The organism is Kitasatospora sp. MY 5-36, from assembly GCF_001182915.1.
Taxonomy (GTDB): Bacteria; Actinomycetota; Actinomycetes; order Streptomycetales; family Streptomycetaceae; genus Kitasatospora.
Genome location: NZ_LFVW01001182.1, coordinates 1 through 1,493, shown reverse-complemented (window position 1 = coordinate 1,493; position 1,493 = coordinate 1). Strand labels below are relative to the sequence as shown.

At 78.9% G+C, this 1,493-nt stretch carries 1 protein-coding gene; it reads left to right on the top strand.

Going from position 1 to position 1,493, the window contains the following annotated elements:
• Window positions 1–1,426, top strand: a 1,426-nt coding sequence (locus tag AE652_RS41220) for an NHL repeat containing protein (protein ID WP_049661106.1), incomplete at its 5' end; no start/stop codon positions are given.
• Between the last annotated feature and the right edge of the window lie 67 nt (window positions 1,427–1,493).

The following is a 1,493-nucleotide window of genomic DNA, read 5'->3' as shown; positions in this document are numbered from 1 at the left end:
CGAGTTCAACACCCTCGCCAACCTGCTCGCCGCCTGCGTCGACGGCGCCGGCGGCGACTCCTGCGACCGGCTGCTCGACCTGGCCCGGCGCCCCGGGCGCGAGCGGCCCCGCGACACCCTGCGGGCCGCCGTGGACATCGCCCACGACCCGGGCCACAACGCCGCCGAGCTGTTCGCCCTCGCCGCCACCGCCCCCCGCTACCGGCCCGCCCTGCCCGCCGCCCCCGAGGCCTGGACCGTGGCCCTGCGCTACGACGGCAACGGCCACGAGCTCGACGGCCCCGGCAACATCGCCTTCGACGCCGACGGCAACGCCTGGGTCAGCAACAACTACCGCTACGGCGCCGACCCCACCGTGCCGGTCTGCGGCGGCGACACCGTCCTGAAGTTCACCCCGGCCGGCCGGGACGCCCCCGGCGCCCCCTACCGCGGCGGCGGTCTGTACGGCGCCGGGTTCGGCGTCACCGTCGACGCCCGGGGCTCCGCCTGGGTCGCCAACTTCGGCTTCCAGGGCCGGGGTTGCCCGATCGACCCGGCCCCGCTGGAGCGCAGCCTCTCGCAGTTCGCCCCGGACGGCACCCCGCTCTCCCCGCCCGAGGGGTGGCGCGCGGGCGGCATCGTCCAGCCCCAGGGCCTGGCCGCCGACCGCTCCGGCACCGTATGGGCGGCCGGCTGCGGCGCGGACAGCGTGACCCGCGTCCCCGACGGCGACGCCACCCGCGCCCGGGAGGTCCCCACCCCCGCGCTGCACAAGCCCTTCGGCGCCGCCGTCGACCCGGCAGGGCGGCTGTGGGTCAGCGGCAACGGCAGCGACAGCGTGCAGGTCCTGGGCCCCGACGGCACCCTGGAGCGGGCGGTGACCGGCGGCGGGCTGCGCCGCCCGCTCGGCATCGCCACCGACAGCCGGGGCAACGCCTGGGTCGCCAACAGCGGCATCCTGCCGGTGCCCTGCGGCGACACCACCGCCGGGGACCTCGCGGACGCCGCCGTCGCGGGCGACGCGGGCCCGCGCCCGGGCGCCTCCGTCACCCTGATCCGCTCCGACGGGACCCCGGCCCCCGAACCCTTCACCGGCGGCGGCCTGTTCCTGCCCTGGGGCGTCGCCGTCGACGGCGAGGACACCGTCTGGATCGCCAACTTCGGCGGCCACCGCGTCGCCCGGCTGTGCGGCGTCGACCTCGCCGCCTGCCCGCCCGGCTTCACCACCGGCCAACCGCTGTCCCCGCCCGACACCGGCTACCCGAGCGACGGGCTGGAGCGCAACACCGGCCTGCGGATCGACCCGTCCGGCAACGTCTGGCTCGCCAACAACTGGCGCACCCTGCCCCTGCAGACCAACCCGGGCGGCCACGAACTCGTCGTCCTGGTCGGCGCCGCCGCGCCCGTGCCGGCCCCGGGGCTCGGCGGGGCCGCCGCCCGGCCCTGACCGGGGGCCGTCCGCCCCTTGTGCGGCGGCGCGGGCCCACGGGCCGGCGCCGCCGGAGCCGTCGGGG